Annotated in this window: 18 protein-coding genes; 14 read left to right on the top strand and 4 right to left on the bottom strand. The window is 58.3% G+C overall.

The window, feature by feature from the left end:
• The first annotated feature begins 104 nt into the window (after window positions 1–104).
• The 14 genes from ACXAEW_RS08520 (at window position 105) to ACXAEW_RS08585 (ending at window position 14007) form a co-directional block, all read left to right on the top strand.
• Window positions 105–728 carry a YitT family protein gene (locus ACXAEW_RS08520; protein ID WP_474940914.1) on the top strand — a complete coding sequence of 208 codons (624 nt, stop codon included), beginning with the start codon at window positions 105–107 and terminating at the stop codon, window positions 726–728.
• A gap of 129 nt (window positions 729–857) precedes the next feature.
• Window positions 858–1460 (top strand): YitT family protein, encoded by a 603-nt coding sequence (locus ACXAEW_RS08525; protein ID WP_474940915.1) that lies wholly within the window; start codon window positions 858–860, stop codon window positions 1458–1460.
• 263 nt (window positions 1461–1723) lie between these two features.
• Entirely contained in the window at window positions 1724–2806 is a 1083-nt protein-coding gene (locus ACXAEW_RS08530) for a 3-deoxy-7-phosphoheptulonate synthase (RefSeq protein WP_474940916.1), read from the top strand.
• Between the two features lie 150 nt (window positions 2807–2956).
• Complete coding sequence (locus ACXAEW_RS08535; RefSeq protein ID WP_474940917.1) at window positions 2957–3589, top strand: hypothetical protein; 633 nt, start codon at window positions 2957–2959, stop codon at window positions 3587–3589.
• Between the two features lie 13 nt (window positions 3590–3602).
• Window positions 3603–5009 (top strand): trypsin-like peptidase domain-containing protein, encoded by a 1407-nt coding sequence (locus ACXAEW_RS08540; protein WP_474940918.1) that lies wholly within the window; start codon window positions 3603–3605, stop codon window positions 5007–5009.
• A gap of 15 nt (window positions 5010–5024) precedes the next feature.
• Window positions 5025–6353, top strand: coding sequence for a replication-associated recombination protein A (locus ACXAEW_RS08545; RefSeq protein ID WP_474940919.1), 1329 nt, complete (start codon window positions 5025–5027; stop codon window positions 6351–6353).
• A gap of 139 nt (window positions 6354–6492) precedes the next feature.
• On the top strand, window positions 6493–6870 hold the full coding sequence (gene crcB / locus ACXAEW_RS08550) for a fluoride efflux transporter CrcB (RefSeq protein ID WP_153215389.1): 378 nt from the start codon (window positions 6493–6495) through the stop codon (window positions 6868–6870).
• Window position 6871: 1 nt separating this feature from the next.
• Window positions 6872–7918 carry an RluA family pseudouridine synthase gene (locus ACXAEW_RS08555; RefSeq protein ID WP_474940920.1) on the top strand — a complete coding sequence of 349 codons (1047 nt, stop codon included), beginning with the start codon at window positions 6872–6874 and terminating at the stop codon, window positions 7916–7918.
• On the top strand, window positions 7918–8580 hold the full coding sequence (locus tag ACXAEW_RS08560) for an HAD-IA family hydrolase (protein ID WP_474940921.1): 663 nt from the start codon (window positions 7918–7920) through the stop codon (window positions 8578–8580). The genes ACXAEW_RS08555 and ACXAEW_RS08560 overlap by 1 nt, the downstream gene beginning before the upstream one ends.
• A gap of 4 nt (window positions 8581–8584) precedes the next feature.
• Complete coding sequence (locus ACXAEW_RS08565) at window positions 8585–9292, top strand: ATP12 family chaperone protein (RefSeq protein ID WP_474940922.1); 708 nt, start codon at window positions 8585–8587, stop codon at window positions 9290–9292.
• 229 nt (window positions 9293–9521) lie between these two features.
• Window positions 9522–10538 carry an amino acid ABC transporter substrate-binding protein gene (locus ACXAEW_RS08570; protein ID WP_474940923.1) on the top strand — a complete coding sequence of 339 codons (1017 nt, stop codon included), beginning with the start codon at window positions 9522–9524 and terminating at the stop codon, window positions 10536–10538.
• Window positions 10539–10666: 128 nt separating this feature from the next.
• Window positions 10667–11902, top strand: a complete 1236-nt coding sequence (locus ACXAEW_RS08575; RefSeq protein ID WP_474940924.1) for an amino acid ABC transporter permease — start codon at window positions 10667–10669, stop codon at window positions 11900–11902.
• Window positions 11903–11904: 2 nt separating this feature from the next.
• Entirely contained in the window at window positions 11905–13203 is a 1299-nt protein-coding gene (locus tag ACXAEW_RS08580) for an amino acid ABC transporter permease (RefSeq protein WP_474940925.1), read from the top strand.
• A gap of 12 nt (window positions 13204–13215) precedes the next feature.
• Window positions 13216–14007, top strand: a complete 792-nt coding sequence (locus ACXAEW_RS08585; protein WP_474940926.1) for an amino acid ABC transporter ATP-binding protein — start codon at window positions 13216–13218, stop codon at window positions 14005–14007.
• Between the two features lie 106 nt (window positions 14008–14113).
• Here the strand turns inward: ACXAEW_RS08585 and ACXAEW_RS08590 are convergent, their stop codons facing one another.
• The 4 genes from ACXAEW_RS08590 to argB form a co-directional block, all read right to left on the bottom strand.
• Window positions 14114–15637, bottom strand: a complete 1524-nt coding sequence (locus tag ACXAEW_RS08590; protein WP_474940927.1) for an ABC-F family ATP-binding cassette domain-containing protein — start codon at window positions 15635–15637, stop codon at window positions 14114–14116.
• 238 nt (window positions 15638–15875) lie between these two features.
• Entirely contained in the window at window positions 15876–16373 is a 498-nt protein-coding gene (locus ACXAEW_RS08595) for a SixA phosphatase family protein (protein ID WP_474940928.1), read from the bottom strand.
• Window positions 16370–17029 carry a ferredoxin gene (locus ACXAEW_RS08600; RefSeq protein ID WP_474940929.1) on the bottom strand — a complete coding sequence of 220 codons (660 nt, stop codon included), beginning with the start codon at window positions 17027–17029 and terminating at the stop codon, window positions 16370–16372. The genes ACXAEW_RS08595 and ACXAEW_RS08600 overlap by 4 nt, the downstream gene beginning before the upstream one ends.
• An 88-nt stretch (window positions 17030–17117) precedes the next feature.
• Window positions 17118–17978, bottom strand: a complete 861-nt coding sequence (gene argB, locus ACXAEW_RS08605) for an acetylglutamate kinase (protein ID WP_474940930.1) — start codon at window positions 17976–17978, stop codon at window positions 17118–17120.
• Window positions 17979–18011 lie beyond the last annotated feature (33 nt).

An 18011-nucleotide genomic window follows, 5' to 3' on the forward strand; every position in this document is an offset into this window, starting at 1 on the left:
AACGGGATGAGCAATCCTGCGGAGGACGCTTGCGCTGGCCAAGGGAGCGAGGTATGTAGATCAGCATTGCTGACCTATTTTCCTCCTCCTCAAAAGGATCAGCCATGACAGGAAAACGTGGACTATTTGACGTCCAGGGGCTCGCCATTGGGGTGATCCTCTGTGCGCTTGGCATCTTGTTCTTGAAATCGGCCGGTTTGGTGACCGGGCAGGCGGCGGGGTTGGCCCTGTTGTTGTCCTATGTTTTGCCCTGGGAGTTCGGGGTCTTGTTCTTTGCGGTTGGGGCTCCGTTTCTTGTGCTTGCATGGGGGCGTCGCGGGCCGGTGTTTACCCTTCGCACGTTGATCGTTGTGATCGGGATTTCCCTTTCGGTGGAAGCTTTGGGCCGTGTGGTGCTGATTGCGGACCCTGGACGCCCCCTTGCGGCGCTTTTGGGAGGTGTGTTGATCGGAATTGGTGTTCTGGCCGTGTTTCGCCACAATGCATCGGCCGGAGGGCTATCGATCCTGTCTCTGGTGATCGAGCAAAAGACCGGGATCAAGGCGGGCTGGGTGCAGCTGGGAGTGGATGGGCTGATCTTTATGGCGGCTTGTTTTGTACTGTCACCGGGGCAGGTGATCTATTCCTTTGTGGCGGCGGCGCTGATGAACCTGATCATTATCTGGAACTTTGACATCAGACAGGCCCGCAGCGGAGGGCCCCTGGTGGAAGACAATGCCAAGACTTGAGCTTCTGCCGCGGAAATTTTCACCAAACCGGTCGCGCAGGCCGCAACTAAGTTGACATGTCAACAAAATAGAGAGACGTAGGGCCTATATCGACTCCCGAATACAGCACAGATTTGATGAGGCCGCCCCATGCGTTCACCAATTTCCTTTTATGATGTTCAAGGCATCGCCTTTGGCATTTTGATGTGTTCCCTAACGCTGCTGTTCCTGAAATCGGCAGGGCTGGTCACCGGGCAGCTGGCAGGGCTGGCGTTGCTCTTGTCCTATGTTCTGCCGCTGAACTTTGGCACGCTGTTCTTTCTGGTGGGCCTGCCGTTCTTTGTTCTGGCCTGGTTCAAACGCGGGCCGGATTTCACTCTGCGGACCATTGCTGCGGTTGTCGGGATCTCGCTTCTGGCACCGCAACTGGCGCGGTTCATCAGCTTTGACAACCTTGATCCGATGGTGGCGGCGGCAGTTGGCGGAGCATTGGGCAGCATCGGTGTAATTGCTTTGTTCCGCCATGGGGCATCGGCCGGCGGGGGCACTATTTTGGCACTGGTGGTGGAGCAGAAAACCGGCTTCAAAGCCGGGTGGTTTCAGCTGTGTGTGGATGGGGCGATTTTCCTGGGCGCGGCCTTTGTACTGTCCTGGGATTTGCTGATCGTCTCCTTCCTGGGGGCGGCGGTGACCAACATGCTGATCGCCTGGAATTTCGACATCAGCCAGGCGCAGCGCAAGACTGCAACCTGACCGACATTGAAATCATTGGGAAAATTTCCTGTCGACAGGCGCGCGAATCTCCGCTAGCGTTTGCCGCATGACACAGACCTTTGCCTCCTTCTGGTACTTTTATTATCCGCGCCAACAGGCGGTCGGAGGATCTGTCGCGTTCTGAATATACTCAGGGAAACGCACCATCCACACCAAACCGCCTCGCTCCCGCAGGCGGTTTTTTTGTTTCCGCCGCCCAAGGGACCCGAGGCTCCGTACACCACGATACAGGAAGCCCCGAGATGACACAGCAAACCCAGGATCTGCGGATCACCAAGATGAAAGAACTGACCTCGCCGCAGGAGCTGGCAGAGGCAATCCCGGCCACCGCCGAGGCATTGGAGACGGTTGTTGAAAGCCGCCGCACCATCCAGAACGTGCTGCACGGGCGTGACGACCGGCTGGTGGTTGTGGTGGGTCCGTGCTCGATCCACGATGTGCCGGCAGCGATGGAATACGCCCGCCGTCTGGCGCCCCTGCGCACGGAACTGGAGGATGCGCTGGAAATCGTCATGCGCGTCTATTTCGAGAAACCCCGCACCATTGGTGGCTGGAAGGGGATGATCAACGACCCTGGCATGGATGAGAGCTTCCGCATCAACCTGGGTCTGCACCGGGCGCGTCAGCTGTGTCAGGATATCAACGCTCTGGGCCTGCCGGTCGGGACTGAATTCCTGGACGCCCATGTGCCACAATACATCGCCGATCTGGTGGCCTGGGCCGCAATTGGCGCGCGCACAACCGAAAGCCAGATCCACCGCGAGATGGCATCGGGTCTGTCCTGCCCGGTGGGCTTCAAAAACGGCACCCGTGGCAATGTACAGATCGCGATTGACGCCGTGCGCTCGGCCGCGCGCCCGCATCATTTCATGGCGCTTGCGCCCTCTGGTCGGGCAGCGATTGGCGGCACCGCAGGCAACCCCGATTGCCATGTGATCCTGCGCGGCGGCGGGGGCACCAACTTTGACGCGGATTCGGTGGATGCGACCTGCCGTATGGCGGAAAAGGACGGCATTCGCGGCCATGTGATGATTGACGCAAGCCATGCCAACTCTGGCAAAGATCCGGAAAAACAGCCCGAGGTTCTGGCCGATGTACGTGGACAGATCTCGGTGGGCGACAGCCGGATCACCGGTGTGATGATCGAAAGCCATCTGGTCGCCGGTCGTCAGGATCTGCCCAAAGACGGCGACCTGTCAAAACTCACCTATGGCCAGTCGATCACCGATGGCTGCATCGGTTGGGAGGCCACAGAGGTGGAGCTGAAAAAGCTGGCCGAAGCCGTCCGCAATCGCCGCACAGCCTTGTCCCGTCTGGCGGGATAGGCGCTGCCGTTCTCTCTCCCCCTGACCCCAGGAAAATGGGGCACCTTGAGCGCGTCGATCACGGCGCGCTCTTTTTGTTGATTGGACCAGATGCGTTGGCCTCCTTAATTCTGAGGGAATTTAGATTTTTAATTTTGGGGATGGTTTTTTATGGCCTCTGGAAGTTCAATTGTCGCAGCGCAAATGGAGCCGCAAGAGTTCGGTGTTTATTTCGGTGGAAAGGTCATGCCACCAAAGGAAGAGGCCCCTGATGGGGGCTCTTGGGTGGCAAAACATGAAGTGACCGGGTGGAGTGTCATCAATACGCGCGACACAACCTTTGCGGATCGGTTCGTCAAAGACAACGCAGCTGATTTTGATGGTCCGTTTATCGCGTTTTCGGCGTTTTTGGACAGCGATCAAAGCCGGGTGGCTTATTATGAAGGCGGGGAATGTGTTTGGTCGGTGGCCCATGATGGCGCGTCCGGGTGTAGATACCACCTCGAGATTGACGGCACTCCGCCCAAATTACTGGATGCTATCGTCGCAGAATATCACAGTCTTTTGGACGAGCATGGCGAGACAGATCCGACGGACTGGGGGCGCGAAATCCCTGAGGCTTTGTTGGAATCGCTGATTGGGATGAGCTATGATGTGCTGCTGTGTGAGCCGGAGGTTCTGCGGTACTACGAGGTGCGACGCGACGAGCAAATGGTGAACTTGGATGACTGTGAACTGGTCGTGCCGGACCAGTCTAAAGGCTTGAATATCCGCAACTTGATGAACATATTCCGCTCCAAGTAATTGGGGAGTTTGAATGGTGCGGAAGGTATTGGGAGCGTTGGCTGTTGTTTTGGCCGGGGTTGGACTCTTAGCTGGGCCTTTGGAGGCGGAAACGCGGGTGCCAGCTTCGCAGGCGGAGATCGCATTGGGCTTTGCGCCGCTGGTCAAAGAGGCCGCTCCGGCGGTGGTCAATATCTATGCCAAGATCATCACGGAAACGCAGGCGCGCTCGCCTTTTATGAATGATCCGTTTTTTGACGATCTGTTCCGGGGCTTTGGCCAGCAGCGTCGGCCACGGGTGCAGAACTCGCTGGGGTCCGGGGTGATCCTGTCGGCAGATGGCTATGTGGTGTCGAATTACCATGTGGTGGGCACCGCCTCGGAAATCCGGGTGGTGACAAATGATCGGCGCGAGTTCGAAGCGCAAGTGGTGCTGGCCGATGAAGAGTCTGACTTGGCGATCCTGCAGTTGGATGAGGCGGAGGACCTGCCGTTCCTGACCTTGCGGGACAGTGATCGTGTGGAAGTCGGTGAGCTGGCGCTGGCGATCGGCAACCCCTTTGGGGTGGGGCAGACGGTGAGTTCGGGCATTATCTCGGGTCTGGCGCGGTCTGGCACTGCAACGGGAGCGGGGCGCGGGTACTATATCCAGACCGACGCGCCGATTAACCCCGGCAATTCGGGTGGGGCGCTGATTGATGTGAACGGCGATCTGATTGGGATCAACACGCGGATCCTCAGCCGATCAGGGGGCTCTAACGGGATTGGTTTTGCCATCCCCGCCAATCTGGTGCGCGAATTTATGCGTCAGGCTCAGGAAGGCGTCGAAGGATTTCAACGCCCCTGGGCGGGCATGTCAGGTCAACCGATGGATGCGGATCTGGCCGAGAGCCTGGGCTTGGGTCTGGTGGAAGGTATGATGATTTCCGACCTGCATCCCCAAAGCCCCTTTGGTCGTGCCGGGTTTCAGGTGGGGGATGTGATTACCCAGGTGGACGGGGAGCCTGTGAACTCTCCGCCAGAAATGGTGTTTCGCATGACCGTTGCCGGGTTGGGACAGACAGCTGTTTTTACCCGCCTGCGTGACGGGGTTGCCGAAAACGTCGAGGTGGCGATGCTGCCAGCGCCCAATGATCCCCCAGCCGAGGCGCTGGCGCTAGGCGAGCGGTCGGTCTTTCCCGGGCTTGAGATCGCGCGGATCAACCCTGCGGTTGCCTCTGGCATGGGGCTGCCCTTTACCGCAGATGGTGTGGTGGTGACCCATGCAGGACCCTATGCGGCGCGGGCTGGAATCCAAGAGGCGGATATTCTGGTGCGTGTGAACGGCCGGGACATTGAACGCCCCACGGATGTGGAACAGGCTCTGCGCGAGAAGACCCGCTGGATGCAGGTGGAGCTGATGCGGCGCGGGCAACGGGTTGTCTTGCGCTTCCGCCTGTGATCCAGATGGGGTGTTATGGCAGACCTCTTTGACAGCCCGCCCCCCGAAGGCATCCCCGAAAGGGACCTACCCGAACCGCCGCGCCCGCTGGCGGATCGCTTGCGCCCGCAAACTCTGGGAGAGGTAATCGGCCAGGCACAGGTCCTGGGGCCCGAGGCGCCCTTGGGGGTGATGCTGGCGTCGGGGTCTTTGTCGTCCTTGATCTTCTGGGGACCGCCGGGCGTGGGTAAGACCACCATCGCGCGGCTTCTGGCGGCGGAAACGGATCTGCATTTTGTCCAGATTTCAGCGATCTTTACCGGCGTGCCGGAGCTGCGCAAGGTTTTTGAGGCCGCCAAGATCCGCCGCCAGAACGGGCAGGGGACCTTGTTGTTTGTCGACGAGATACACCGGTTCAACAAGGCGCAACAGGATGGGTTTCTGCCGCATATGGAGGATGGCACCATCCTGTTGGTGGGGGCCACCACCGAAAACCCGAGCTTCGAGCTGAATGCCGCGGTTCTGTCCCGATCACAGGTTCTAGTGTTGGAGCGGCTGGGGTCAGAAGATCTGGAAAAGCTGACCCGGCGGGCCGAGGATGAGCTGGGCCGTGCCTTGCCGCTGACGGCAGACGCGCGGGAGGCCTTGTTAGAGATGGCCGATGGCGACGGGCGCGCGCTTCTGAACCTGATTGAACAGGTTGCGGCCTGGCGCACGGCTGCGGATCTGGGACGGGATGAGCTGGCCAGCCGGTTGATGAAACGCGCCGCAAAATACGACAAGGGCGGGGATGAGCACTATAACCTGATCTCGGCACTGCATAAATCCGTGCGCGGTTCGGACCCGGATGCGGCACTTTACTGGTTCGCGCGGATGCTGGAGGGCGGCGAAGACCCGCGGTATCTGGCGCGGCGGCTGACCCGGATGGCGGTGGAGGATATTGCGCTGGCCGACCCGCAGGCGCAGGCGGTCTGCCTGCAATCCTGGGAGACTTATGAACGGCTGGGCAGCCCCGAAGGGGAGCTCGCACTGGCGCAGGCGGTGGTCTATCTGGCGCTCGCGCCCAAGACCAATGCTCATTACATGGCCTATAAGGCGGCCCGGCGTCTGGCCAAGAAAACCGGCAGCGCGCCACCGCCCAAACACATCCTGAACGCGCCGACCAAACTGATGGAAGATCAGGGTTATGGTGCGGGCTATGCCTATGATCATGATGCCGAGGATGGGTTTTCCGGGCAGAATTACTTCCCCGACGGGATGGAGCGGCCGCAATTGTACAAACCCGTGGAGCGCGGGTTTGAACGCGATCTGAAGAAACGTCTGGAATATTTCGAACGCCTGCGCGCACAGAGGGGCGGCGATTAAAGCGCCCCTGCGGGGCGCGGCCTCCGGCGGAAGTATTTGGGAAAAGATGAAAGCGGGCCGCATAGCCGCGCCGTCATGTGTGTGGCGCAGAGCAGGCAAAACTTGACATCTGGGCCCACCTGCGCGACTGACCGGCCTTATGGTTTCAACAGTGGCATATGTGGCGCTGGGCGGCGCGATTGGCGCATCGTTCCGGTTTTTGGTGGGTGTGTGGATTACCCGCGCCTTTGGCGTGCTTGGCTTTCCGCTGGGGGTGCTGAGCGTCAATGTGCTTGGCTCCTTTTTGATGGGGGTTTTTGTTGTTGTGGCGGCGCAGCGGGGGGTAACCCACTTGTCGCCCTTTGTGATGACCGGGCTCCTGGGAGGCTTTACGACGTTTTCGGCCTTTTCATTGGAAGCGGTTACTTTGGTGGAACGCGGGAATTTGGGGCAGGCGGCCGTGTATGTCGCGCTGTCTGTTGGCCTCTCGATCGGGGCGTTGTTTTTGGGCCTGATGTTGGCCAGAGGGGTGCTGTGAGATGAGCGGCGTGCAGAATATTACCGTTTCCGAGGATGATGCGGGCCAGCGGATCGACCGGTGGCTGCGGCGGCTGTTTCCCCATGTGAATCAGGGCCGGATCGAGAAGATGTGTCGCAAAGGCGAGCTGCGGCTGGATGGCGGTCGGGTCAAGGCCAACACACGGGTGGAAGCGGGACAAACCGTGCGTGTGCCGCCCCTGGCTGCAAGCGATCTGAAACCTGCCGCTCCGCGAGAGGCGCGGATTTCCGAAGCGGAGGCCAAGATGATCCGCGATTGCGTGATCTACAAAGACGACGCAGTGATTGCGATCAACAAGCCTGCAGGTCTGGCGGTGCAAGGCGGCAGCGGCACGACGAAACATGTGGACGGTCTGGCCGAGGCGCTGAAGTTCGATCTGGACGAAAAGCCACGTCTGGTGCACCGGTTGGACAAGGATACATCAGGTGTTCTGATCCTGGCGCGCACCCGTCTGGCGGCGCAGGCGCTGACGGCGGCGTTTCGCCATCATGCGACGCGAAAGATTTACTGGGCCTTGGTCGCCGGCGTTCCGACACCTTACTTGGGTGAGGTGAAATGCGGGCTGGTCAAGGCGGGTGGTCATGGGCGCAGCGGTGAAGGTGAGAAGATGATCGCCGTGCATCTGAACGAAGTGGACAGCACGCCGGGCGCAAAGCGATCCCACACGCAATATGCAACGCTTTATCGTGTGGCGAGCCGGGCGTCCTGGGTGGCGATGGAGCCGATCACCGGCCGGACCCACCAGCTGCGCGCCCATATGGCCGAGATTGGCCACCCCATTGCTGGGGATGGCAAATACGGTGGCTCGGGGCAGGATAATATGGGGGACGGCTGGGGCGCGCAGATCGGTGGCGTGATCTCCAAGAAGCTGCATCTGCATTGCCGTCGCATGGCGTTTGAACATCCGGACACCAAAAAGCAGGTCTCTATCGTGGCCGAACTGCCGGAGCACATGAAAGCAAGCTGGGACACCTTTGGTTGGACCGAGGACCTGGCGGCGGATGATCCGTTTGAGAGCCTGCGGTAATGTCGGACCTGCGGCTGGTTCTGTTTGATGTCGATGGCACGCTGGTGGACAGCGAATCGACCATCATTAGCTGTATGCAACAAGCTTTCGATCTCTATGAGAAGCGTCTCGCTCCACAAGAAATCTTGTCCATAGTTGGGTTGTCGTTGCCAGAGGCAGTGGAAAAGCTTTCGCCTGAGCTTGATTCTGAAAGTCGTGAGATTGTTATTTCACTCTACAAAGAGGCTTTCTTTAGAACGAGAGCTGAAAAAGGAGCGAACCACGCTCCTCTATTCCGCGGTGCTAGAGAGTGTTTGGAGACACTGAATGCGGTGCCTGAGTATCTGTTGGGCATTGCTACAGGTAAGTCCAAACGCGGGCTCGATGCGTTGATTGAGGGACACCAGCTCAATATGTTTGTCACCCGGCAAGTGGCCGATCACCACCCGTCGAAACCACACCCTTCGATGGTGATGACCGCGATGGCGGAAACCGGTGTTGCACCGGAACAGACTGTGATGATCGGTGACACTTCCTATGACATCGATATGGGCCGTACGGCGGGGGTGACGACGATTGCGGTCGACTGGGGGTTCCACCCGGCGGACCGTCTGGGTGCGGATCATGTGGTCAGCCGCTTTGATCAATTGCCGCCCCTGTTGAACGAGATTTGGAAAGGCTGAACAGATGAGCGAGTGGAAACAGAAACGGTTCTGGACACAGGCCACAGCCGCAGAAGAAGCTGCGGGGTTCACCGTTTTGCTGGACGGGCGCAAGGTGAAGACACCTGCCAAGGCCGCGCTGATTCTGCCAACCCAGACAATGGCACAGGCGGTTGCTGCGGAATGGGAGGCGCAGGTTGAAACTGTTGATCCGCGCACGATGCCCTGTACCCGCTCGGCAAATGCCGCCATCGACAAGGTTGCAGTTCAGCACGCGGAAGTCGCTGACATGCTGGCAGAATACGGTGATTCGGATCTGCTGTGTTATCGGGCCGAAAGCCCCGTAGAACTGGCCGAACGTCAGGCCGAGGCCTGGGACCCGGCTCTGGATTGGGCGGCTGAGACCCTGGGGGCGCGACTTGCTTGCCGTAACGGCATCCTTCACGCAGGCCAGGATCCCGAAGCTCTGGCCGTGCTGAAGGCGAAAACCCATGCGCTGACCCCGTTCCAGCTGGCCGCGTTTCACGATCTTGTGTCTCTGTCGGGTTCTCTGGTTCTGGGCTTTGCTGCGGCACTGGATTGGCGACCCGCCGCCGAGATCTGGACGCTGTCGCGTCTGGACGAAAAATGGCAGGAAGAACAATGGGGTATTGATGAAGAAGCTGCGGAATTGGCCGCGCATAAAGAAGGCGAATTCCTGCACGCAAAACGTTTTTTTGATATGGCATCGTAAACCATAGATACCTCATACCTTGCGGACTCCTCTGACGTCTGTGGTCGTTCTCGATGCAAAATGCTCATTGAAACATCGAAAATCCTGATCACGCACTTGACGTTTGTTGATGATTAATCACACACTCGGATCGAATTTGGGGCAAACTCAGGTTCAATCTGATCCGGGGGGGAGCAATTTTGTCCCGGAAATAACCGCCAACAGGGCGGAAAATCAGGAAGAGGTTAAAATGAAAAAATCCGTATTTTTTGGTGCTATGACCGTTGCTGGTCTGGCTGCCGGTGCGGCTGCAGCTGGTACCCTGGATGACGTCAAGTCCCGCGGTAAACTGAACTGCGGTGTGTCCACTGGTCTGGCTGGCTTCTCCGCACCGGATGCGAATGGGGAGTGGACTGGTTTTGACGTAGCCGTGTGTCGCGCTGTTGCAGCAGCGGCGCTGGGTGACGCAAACGCAGTTGAATTTATTCCGACTACCGGCAAAACCCGCTTCACCGCGCTGGCCTCTGGTGAGATCGATCTGCTGGCCCGTAACACCACTTGGACCTTCTCGCGCGATGTCGACCTGAAGTTCGACTTTGTTGGCGTGAACTACTACGATGGTCAGGGCTTCATGGTTCCCAAGGAACTGGGCGTGTCCTCCGCAAAGGAACTGGACGGCGCGACTGTTTGTATCCAGACCGGAACCACAACCGAGCTGAACCTAGCGGATTTCTTCCGCATCAACAACATCAGCTATGAGCCGGTGCCGATCGAAACCAACGCAGAAGCGCAGCAGCAGTATCTGGCTGGGTCTTGCGACGTTTACACCACAGACGCATCCGGTCTGGCGGCAACGCGCGCAACCTTTGACGACCCGTCCGCACATGTTCTGCTGCCGGAAATCATCTCCAAAGAGCCGCTCGGCCCGCTTGTTCGCCACGGCGACAACAACTGGGGTGACGTCGTTCGCTGGTCCATGAATGCGCTGGTTGCAGCCGAAGAGCTGGGCATCACCTCTGCCAACCTGGCTGAGATGTCTGCGGGCACCAACAACCCGGAAATCAACCGTCTCTTGGGTTCCGAAGGCACCCTGGGCGCGATGCTGGGTCTGGACGCTGACTTTGGCGCCAAAGCAATTGCTGCTGGCGGCAACTACGGTGAAGTCTTTGCCAAGAACATCGGCGAAGACACTCCGATTGGTCTGGCACGCGGTCTGAACGCTCTGTGGACCGAAGGCGGCCTGCAGTACGCACCGCCGTTCCGCTAAGAACTATTGGGACAGGGCGCGGTTTCACTCCGCGCCCTTTTCTCATCAAAAAAACGCTGCGGGAACCTACGGATCGGGGACATACCCCGACAGGACACTTTTACCGCTAGCTTCGGGGATTTCACAATATGTCAACTTTGACTGACCCGCCGAAGGCTTCCACCTTCCGGCTGTCGATGCTGATCAACGATACGCGATACCGTTCGTTGACATTTCAGGCATTGGCGTTTCTCGCCCTTGCACTGTCTTTTCTGTATCTTGGTAACAATCTGGTCCAAAACCTGCGGGCCGCTGGTCTGAACATCAACTTTGGTTTCCTGGGCGACACCGCCGGGTATGACATCAACCAGCGACTGTTGGATTATACCAACCAGGATAGCCATGCGCGCGCCGCTGTTGTTGGCTTGTTGAACACGGTTCTGGTCGCCTTCCTTGCCTGTATCACTGCAACTGTCTTTGGGGTGATTGCGGGGGTTTTGCGCCTGTCCAAGAACTGGCTGGTGTCCAAGCTGATGGCCTTTTACGTCGAGATCTTCCGGAACATTCCGGTTCTGATCTGGATCATCATCATTTTCACGATCATGACTGCGGTCATGCCGGCCCCGCGCGCCTTTAAGGGCGATAATGCAACGGCGAGCATGGTGCTGGATGCGTTTGCCTTTACCAACCGCGGTATCTATACGCCGATGCCCTGGTTCCAGAACGGTCTGTTTGCAAATCAGAGCCTGAACTGGCTGCTGGTTTTGTTCGTTGCTGGTGGCTCGTGGTTTGCTGCGCGCAAGATCAAACTCTGGGCTAACCATAAGCAGGAAGACACCGGTGAGCGTCCAAATACTCTGCCGATGGTGCTGGGTGTCTGGCTGGTTCCATTTGTTATTCTGATGCTGACCATGGGGCTGACCTGGGAATATCCAGAGCTCAAAGGGTTCAACTTCAAAGGTGGCATCAAAGTTGGCGGCCCGCTGATCGCCCTGTGGTTTGCTTTGTCGATCTATACTGGTGCCTTTATTGCCGAAAACGTCCGCGCTGGTATTCAGGCCGTGTCCAAAGGCCAGACCGAGGCAGCCGCGGCCCTGGGGTTGCGTCCCAGCAAGGTCATGAACCTTGTGGTTCTGCCCCAAGCGATGCGGATTATCATTCCGCCGCTGATCTCTCAATACCTCAACATTACCAAGAACTCGTCCCTCGCGATTGCGGTGGGTTATGCGGATATCACGGCCACATTGGGCGGGATCACGCTGAACCAGACCGGCCGTGCGATTGAATGTGTTCTGTTGCTGATGGCGTTCTATCTGACCGCATCCTTGCTGATCTCAGCCGTGATGAACGTCTATAACGCATCAGTTAAGCTGAAGGAGCGTTGAGGATGACTGAGCAAACTACAAACTCTGTTGCCTTTGTCGCCGATGGCAACATCCCCCAGTCGCCGCCTCCGGCGCGCGAAAGAGGGGCAATCAAATGGATGCGGGAGAACCTGTTTTCCACTTGGGCGAATGGTGCCCTGACCCTTGCTGCGATCCTTGTCATCTACATGGTACTGTCGGATGCGCTGCCCTGGATCTGGAACGGCATCTGGACCACCTCCAGCCTGTCTGAGTGTCGTGAGGTGCTCAACGGCAAGGTTGGGGCCTGTTTCTCGGTCTTGGCGGAACGTTGGAACCAGCTTCTGTTCGGGTTCAACTACCCTTCGGATCAATATTGGCGTCCGGGTCTGGCCTTTGTGCTGTTGGCTTTTGCTGCCGCACCGGTGCTGTTCTTTGACCTGCCGCGCAAGATGCTGGCCTTTACCGCGATCTACCCTTTCCTGGCCTTCTGGCTGATCTGGGGTGGTACCATCCTGGCGCCGATTGTCGCGTTCCTGGGTGTGGCCGCCGGAGCAATTGTGTTTCAAACCTTTGGCAAAGGCAGCTTTGCAATCGGCTTCTTTGGAGCGATCGCTGCGGCCTTTGTGATCTGGTTCATCGGTGGGGCGCTGATCCCGGATGGCGCGTCCGAGAATGCCATGTTGCAGGCGGTTCCCTCGCGGGATCTGGGTGGCTTTATGCTGAATATGATGCTGGGTGTGACCTGCGTTTCGCTGTCGGTGCCCTTGGGCATTGCGCTGGCGCTGGGGCGTCAGTCCAATATGCCGCTGATCAAGTGGATCTGCGTCATCTTTATCGAGTTCGTTCGGGGCGTGCCACTGATCACACTTCTGTTCGTGGCCTCGGTGATGCTGAGCTATTTCTTCCCACCGGATGCAAATGTTGACCTTTTCCTGCGTGTGGTGATCATGATCACCATGTTCTCGGCGGCCTATATCGCCGAGGTGATCCGCGGCGGTCTGGCGGCTTTGCCGAAAGGTCAGTATGAGGCAGCAGACAGTCTTGGGCTGGATTACGCGCAGGCGATGCGTCTGATCATTCTGCCCCAAGCGCTGAAGATCTCCATTCCCGGCATCGTGAACGTGGCCGTGGGTCTGTTCAAAGACACCACGCTGGTCTCTGTTATCTCGATGTTCGACCTGGTGGGGATGATCCGGGGCCCGATCCTGGCGTCCACCGATTGGAATGGCGTCTACTGGGAGCTTTACGGCTTTGCCGCTCTCCTGTTCTTCGTCGTCTGCTATGGCATCTCTCAATATTCGCAGTGGCTCGAGCGTCGCCTCGCCACCGATCATCGTTAAGGAGTTCAACCCATGTCTGAATTGGCAATTGAACGTGAAATCGACCGCTCGAAAATGTCCGTCTCGGATGAGGTGGCCATTCAAATCACCGGCATGAACAAGTGGTACGGCCAGTTCCACGTGCTGCGGGATATCAACCTGACCGTCAACCGGGGCGAACGGATTGTGATCGCCGGCCCGTCGGGGTCGGGTAAATCCACCATGATCCGCTGTCTGAACGCTCTGGAAGAGCATCAGGAAGGGCAGATCATCGTCGATGGGACTGAGCTGACCTCGGATCTGAAAAACATCGACAAGATCCGCTCGGAAGTGGGCATGTGTTTCCAGCACTTCAACCTGTTCCCGCATCTGACGATCCTGGAAAACTGCACGCTGGCACCAATCTGGGTGCGTAAAACCCCCAAGAAGGAAGCCGAAGAGCTGGCGATGCACTTCCTGGAAAAGGTGAAGATCCCCGATCAAGCGCATAAATACCCCGGCATGCTGTCCGGTGGTCAACAGCAGCGGGTGGCGATTGCGCGCTCCCTGTGTATGAAGCCGCGCATCATGTTGTTTGACGAGCCGACATCGGCCCTGGACCCTGAGATGATCAAAGAGGTGCTGGACACCATGATTGAACTCGCGGAAGAGGGGATGACCATGCTCTGTGTGACCCACGAGATGGGCTTTGCCCGTCAGGTAGCGAACCGGGTGATCTTTATGGCTGATGGTCAGATCGTGGAACAGAACGAGCCGGAAGAGTTCTTTAACAATCCGAAATCCGAGCGTACCCAGCAGTTCCTGAGCCAGATTCTGGGTCATTGATCTGCAACACAGCTGTTATTAAACGGGAAGGCCGGGCGTTTGCCCGGCCTTTCTGGTTTAGTCGCTTGCGCTCCGGTTGGCGTTTGGGGCGGGCGTTTCTGCGGGGCTACGTCTGTTGGGCGCTCATTTCACCGGTCAGGAACGGTTCAGGGCTTTCGATTTCCTCCAGTTTCCCGCGGTTGATGAGCCAAAACCGGTTGCCGACGTTTCGCAAGAAACTGCGGTCGTGGCTTACAAGCAGGCAGGACAGGTGATGCGTAATCAATTCCGCCTCGAGCGCTTCTTGCCCTTCGATGTCCAGATGGTTGGTCGGCTCATCAAGGAGATAGAAATTCGGGTTCTTCAGGCGCAACAGCAACATCGCCAACCGTGCCTTCTGACCGCCGGAGAGGGCAGAAATACGGGCATCCTGCATCTGTACCTTGAGGCCCGCGCCAGCCAGAACGGCCCTGGCCCGTTGATCTCCAATGGCACAATTTCCTGTGACTGCGGCCATCGGTGTCGGGTGGCCGGACAGCTGAGCCAGATGCTGATCCGAATAGGCGGGAACAACGGATGGCGCGCATCTGACAGGCCCGCCGTGGCCATTCAGCGCGTTCTGGATCATTTCAACCAGCCGTGTTTTCCCGGTTCCATTGGCTCCGAGGAGCACAATACGGTCGCCGGGTAGGATCCATTTTTGACCCGTCTGGTAAAGCATCCGGCCATCCGGGCTTTGCACTGGAATGTTGTCCAGCGTGACCAGCGCTTTTGCATGTGTGCCGCTGTTTGCCAGTTTGATCTCCCCGGCGCTGCGGTCGCGATATGCCGGTTTGGCCGTGGCTTCAATCCTTTCGGCTCGTTCGGTGAGCTGCTTGGTCTTGGTGACCAGAAGATCAGAGCCTGAGTTGATGCCGATGTTCTTTAACTTGGCCGCTTGTTTGCGCAACTGCTCCGCTTTGTTCAGATCATTTGCACAGCGCCGCTGGTCAGCCGCATCGGCGTCATCAAGGGCTGTGCGGGCGGGCGAGAAGGGGAGCGAAAACACACGCGAAGAGTCGGCCCGCAAGAAAAGCGTCCGGTTGGTTGTTGCGTCCAGAAACGCGCGATCATGAGAGGTGATGACAACGGGGACATCCCGCGGCAGGGCTGACAGCCAGTTCTGCAATAGCCCGATGCGGCGCAGGTCCAGATGGTTGGTTGGTTCATCCAGCAACAGAAGATCCGGCTCTCTGATCCAGGTGGCGGCCAGAAGTGCAGTGCGTTGCCAGCCTCCGCTGAGTTCCTTCAGAAGACGTGTCTGCAGCTCATAGGGAACCGCGAGCTCGCCCAGAGCGACGTCCACCCGCCAGCTTTCATATTCGGCCTGTTCGGGAGGGAGGTTGCTTTGTACCCAGTTGTAGAGGGTCTGGTTCAGCGCATGTTCTGGGACATATTGCGTGACATAACCAATCCGCAAACCGCGGGCACGGGTGATGTTGCCATTTGTGGGTTCAGAAACACCGGCCAGACACTCCAACAGGGTAGTTTTCCCCTGTCCATTTGGGGCGACCAGCCCGATACGGTCGCCCTTTGAAATTGTGAGGCTCAGGTTTTCAAAGAGGGGTTCACCAAGTATTACGCCCAAGGCGTTGATGTTCATAACAGTCATCGCAGTCAGTACTCATAGATAGAGGTGCCGCAGCGCGGCTTTTGAGCAGACCGATTGAGATATTATGCCTCGGGTCCGCCCTGTAAACGGATTTACAGGGCCAGACGGGGACCATGCTGAAGTCGGCGGATGATACGCATGTTCAGCTTGTGCCCTCCCGTTGTAGAATGTGACTGTCTGGAGTGATGTTAGGAAACACCGTCCCTTTGCGCAAGTGCGGCGCGCAGCGGAGGCAGTCTTATTCCCCCAGTAACTCCCGTGGAACAACGAAATCGACAGTGCGACCGCTGTTCCAGCTGAGGGCGCTCCAGCTATCGATGGGGAATTCGGCGATCAGCGTAGCGCCGGTTGGGTAATCCTCGAACCGGGAATGGACCGGGGCATGGTGCAGGACCGCATGGGCAAAGGCCGCTAAGCCGGGGTTGTGACCCAAGAGCATGACGTTGGGGTGTTCGGCTTCCCGGAGAACCTGGAAAATCACCTCTGAACTGGCGTGATAGAGCCGTTCGATAAAGGTGGCAGGTGCGCCCAATTCCATCATCTCATAGGTTTCGCGGGTGCGCTGCGACGAGGATGAGATCACCAGATCCGGCACATGGCGACCGTCTCTGAGCCAGGCACCAAGTGCGATCGAAGACCGGATACCGCGTTTGTTCAACGGGCGGGCGTGGTCGCTGGGTGCATTGGTGTCCCAAGCGGATTTGGCGTGGCGGGTCAGGATCAGGGTGCAGGTCATGGCGTGTGAAAGTACCTCATATGGTGCGCGGATTGGGCTGGGGTGCGGTCTGCTCCGTTCGATAACGGGCATACGCGACGGGCCAGGCAGCCTTGGTCCAGACACTCAGTTCCTTCTTTAGTTTCCAAATGGTTATGGCAGGCTGCCACCTTATAGGGACCGCCGTCAACCATTGCCTGCGCCGGGCAAGTATTAATGCATGCATAAGTGGTGCAGCTGAAGCAAGGGGAGCTGTCCAGCGGCGGCTGGGGTATGGGAATTTCATCCTCAAGGTGGAGCGCTCCGCGGTAGGAGATCATCAGACCTACCTGATCATGCACCAGAAATTGCGACGGAGATGTGAAGGCGCGCCCTGTTGCAAGGGCCCAGTCAACAAAGGGCGCATAGGGCGGGCCTGAAAAAGGGAAGTGGACATCAGCACCGAACTGGCGGGCAAGGTCGCTGATGATGCGTATGGACCAGCGATCAACAGGATGCGGCGCGCCGTCCTGCCATTCCGGCGCCTGCAGAAGCTGCGGCCAGAACGCACCGGCCGCCCCCAGCAGGATCAGAGTGCCCCCTGTGACCGGTCCCGAGCGTGGATGCAAAGCGCCATAGATGACCAATCCCACAGCCTGCGCTGCGGCGTCAATCCGGCTGTAGAGATCACGCGTCATGGGCTGCCCTGTCGAAGGAATACCAACAGGATAGCAGCCCAAGGCCGGGGGCCAAAATGAATTTAGGTTAATGCGCTAATCCGTGCGGTTAGGCGCGGATCATGGAGCCTGCGCCGTGGTCAGTAAACAGTTCCAGCAGGACTGCGTTCTGCACCCGGCCATCCACGATGGTACAGGCCCGGACCCCGCCGCGCACCGCCTGAAGAGCGGTCTCGGTCTTGGGGATCATGCCCCCAGCAATCACGCCTTCGGCCGTCATCGCCTCGACATCTGCGGCTTTGAGCTCCGTGATAACATCTCCGTCGGCGTTCTTTACACCCGCGACATCGGTCAGCAGCAGCAGGCGATCGGCTTGCAGACATTGCGCGATGGCGCCGGCAGCTGTGTCCCCGTTGATATTGAGCGTGGCCCCATCCCTTCCCACACCAATGGGGGCGATGACCGGTACCATGTCCTTGTCAAAGAGGTTTTTCAGAACCGTGGGATCCATTTCGGCGGGTTGACCGACAAAGCCCAGCTCAGGGTTTGGCACATCACAGGTAATCAGGTTGGCGTCCTTGCCCGAGAGCCCTACGGCGCGACCACCCTGACGGTTGAGCGCGTGAACAATCCGCTTGTTGACAACGCCCGACAGAACCATCTCGACCACTTCCATGGTGGCCGCATCTGTGACGCGTTTGCCGTTTACAAATGTGCTTTGGATCTGGAGCTTTTCCAGCATCGCGTTGATCATTGGTCCGCCACCATGGACGATCACGGGGTTCACGCCGACCTGGCGCAACAGAACGATATCGCGGGCAAAACTGTCCATGGCTTCGTCGCTGCCCATGGCGTGACCGCCCAGTTTGACAACAACAATCGCATCATCATAGCGCTGCAGATACGGCAATGCGCTGGAGAGTGTTTCGGCGGTAGCAATCCAATCCCGGTTCATATCCTGTTTCTTCATCGCTCTATCATCCCTTTGACGGGTGGGTTTAGG

The organism is Epibacterium sp. ABZ3_068, from assembly GCF_056159265.1.

Coding starts and splice junctions, on each gene's coding strand:
- argB (WP_474940930.1), bottom strand. CDS start 17,978: ATGAAGAAACAGGATATGAACCGGGATTGGATTGCTACCGCCGAAACA.
- ACXAEW_RS08560 (WP_474940921.1), top strand. CDS start 7,918: ATGTCGGACCTGCGGCTGGTTCTGTTTGATGTCGATGGCACGCTGGTG.
- ACXAEW_RS08555 (WP_474940920.1), top strand. CDS start 6,872: ATGAGCGGCGTGCAGAATATTACCGTTTCCGAGGATGATGCGGGCCAG.
- crcB (WP_153215389.1), top strand. CDS start 6,493: ATGGTTTCAACAGTGGCATATGTGGCGCTGGGCGGCGCGATTGGCGCA.
- ACXAEW_RS08595 (WP_474940928.1), bottom strand. CDS start 16,373: ATGACCTGCACCCTGATCCTGACCCGCCACGCCAAATCCGCTTGGGAC.
- ACXAEW_RS08575 (WP_474940924.1), top strand. CDS start 10,667: ATGTCAACTTTGACTGACCCGCCGAAGGCTTCCACCTTCCGGCTGTCG.
- ACXAEW_RS08580 (WP_474940925.1), top strand. CDS start 11,905: ATGACTGAGCAAACTACAAACTCTGTTGCCTTTGTCGCCGATGGCAAC.
- ACXAEW_RS08585 (WP_474940926.1), top strand. CDS start 13,216: ATGTCTGAATTGGCAATTGAACGTGAAATCGACCGCTCGAAAATGTCC.
- ACXAEW_RS08535 (WP_474940917.1), top strand. CDS start 2,957: ATGGCCTCTGGAAGTTCAATTGTCGCAGCGCAAATGGAGCCGCAAGAG.
- ACXAEW_RS08590 (WP_474940927.1), bottom strand. CDS start 15,637: ATGACTGTTATGAACATCAACGCCTTGGGCGTAATACTTGGTGAACCC.
- ACXAEW_RS08525 (WP_474940915.1), top strand. CDS start 858: ATGCGTTCACCAATTTCCTTTTATGATGTTCAAGGCATCGCCTTTGGC.
- ACXAEW_RS08570 (WP_474940923.1), top strand. CDS start 9,522: ATGAAAAAATCCGTATTTTTTGGTGCTATGACCGTTGCTGGTCTGGCT.
- ACXAEW_RS08565 (WP_474940922.1), top strand. CDS start 8,585: ATGAGCGAGTGGAAACAGAAACGGTTCTGGACACAGGCCACAGCCGCA.
- ACXAEW_RS08520 (WP_474940914.1), top strand. CDS start 105: ATGACAGGAAAACGTGGACTATTTGACGTCCAGGGGCTCGCCATTGGG.
- ACXAEW_RS08530 (WP_474940916.1), top strand. CDS start 1,724: ATGACACAGCAAACCCAGGATCTGCGGATCACCAAGATGAAAGAACTG.
- ACXAEW_RS08540 (WP_474940918.1), top strand. CDS start 3,603: ATGGTGCGGAAGGTATTGGGAGCGTTGGCTGTTGTTTTGGCCGGGGTT.
- ACXAEW_RS08600 (WP_474940929.1), bottom strand. CDS start 17,029: ATGACGCGTGATCTCTACAGCCGGATTGACGCCGCAGCGCAGGCTGTG.
- ACXAEW_RS08545 (WP_474940919.1), top strand. CDS start 5,025: ATGGCAGACCTCTTTGACAGCCCGCCCCCCGAAGGCATCCCCGAAAGG.